The sequence below is a fragment of the Escherichia sp. 94.0001 genome (assembly GCF_013369155.2).
GTDB classification, from domain to species: domain Bacteria; phylum Pseudomonadota; class Gammaproteobacteria; order Enterobacterales; family Enterobacteriaceae; genus Escherichia; species Escherichia coli_F.
The window spans coordinates 1-744 of the sequence record NZ_JABWMS020000208.1 but is presented as its reverse complement, the minus strand read 5'-3'; the positions used below and the strand labels follow the sequence as shown (position 1 = coordinate 744).

General features: G+C 35.6%; 2 protein-coding genes. Both read left to right on the top strand.

Annotation, left to right across the window (positions count from 1 at the left end; genetic code table 11):
- Positions 1-202: hypothetical protein (locus HEN33_RS26225; protein ID WP_207108979.1), on the top strand; the 202-nt coding region annotated here is incomplete at its 5' end.
- Between the two features lie 27 nt (positions 203-229).
- Complete coding sequence (locus tag HEN33_RS25265; protein ID WP_176262549.1) at positions 230-661, top strand: hypothetical protein; 432 nt, start codon at positions 230-232, stop codon at positions 659-661.
- Positions 662-744 lie beyond the last annotated feature (83 nt).

Here is a 744-nt window from a genome sequence, read left to right as displayed (position 1 = left end):
ATGTAAAGCCATTAACTGGCTTAAAAGACAGATTAAAGCTAATGAATTCTCCGGTGTAACGGGAAAGAACATCATTTATGGTGGAGAAACTATTTATCCTCATATTCTTTATACGCATCAAGCCAAATCTCTTTTTCATGATAAAGTTATCTGGAAACAAGACTTCCTATTTAATTCTGTCTATGAACCATTTTTACCTTAATTCTTCCAGCAAGCAATATTAACCATTATGAATATGACTAAAAAAGAAGCATTATCATTCCTTGCTCTAAACCAACCTATGCCAAATGATTATGACATCACTCAGGAACTTATCGATAAATATGACGACGTAAGGCTTTATTTTTGTGCAAATCCTGCTGAAGAGGCCATACCGTTATTTTTACAATCCTTTGGGGAAGGTGATGGCTTAGGAGTATATCAGTTGGTCGAAGATTTTTTGTTTAAATGTGATAAAAATATTGTAGTGTCCAATATAGCCAGCATACTGGAAAATCCTCTGACAATAAAAAGTGTCCGATATTGGTGTACATTATTGGCAATGGCTTTTCCCGATAACACCTTAATTAAAGGATTGAATATTTCTCAACAATCTGACGATGAGGATACCCGAGAGATGGCGATGTTAAGTTTAAAGATGATTACAGAAGAATGTATATAGCACAGGGCGTGCACACTACCCCTGGCACCAGGGAAAGATCACGTAACGCTGCTTTTTTGTACTAAACAATTCGCATTTTATGT

Coding starts and splice junctions, on each gene's coding strand:
- HEN33_RS25265 (WP_176262549.1), top strand. CDS start 230: ATGAATATGACTAAAAAAGAAGCATTATCATTCCTTGCTCTAAACCAA.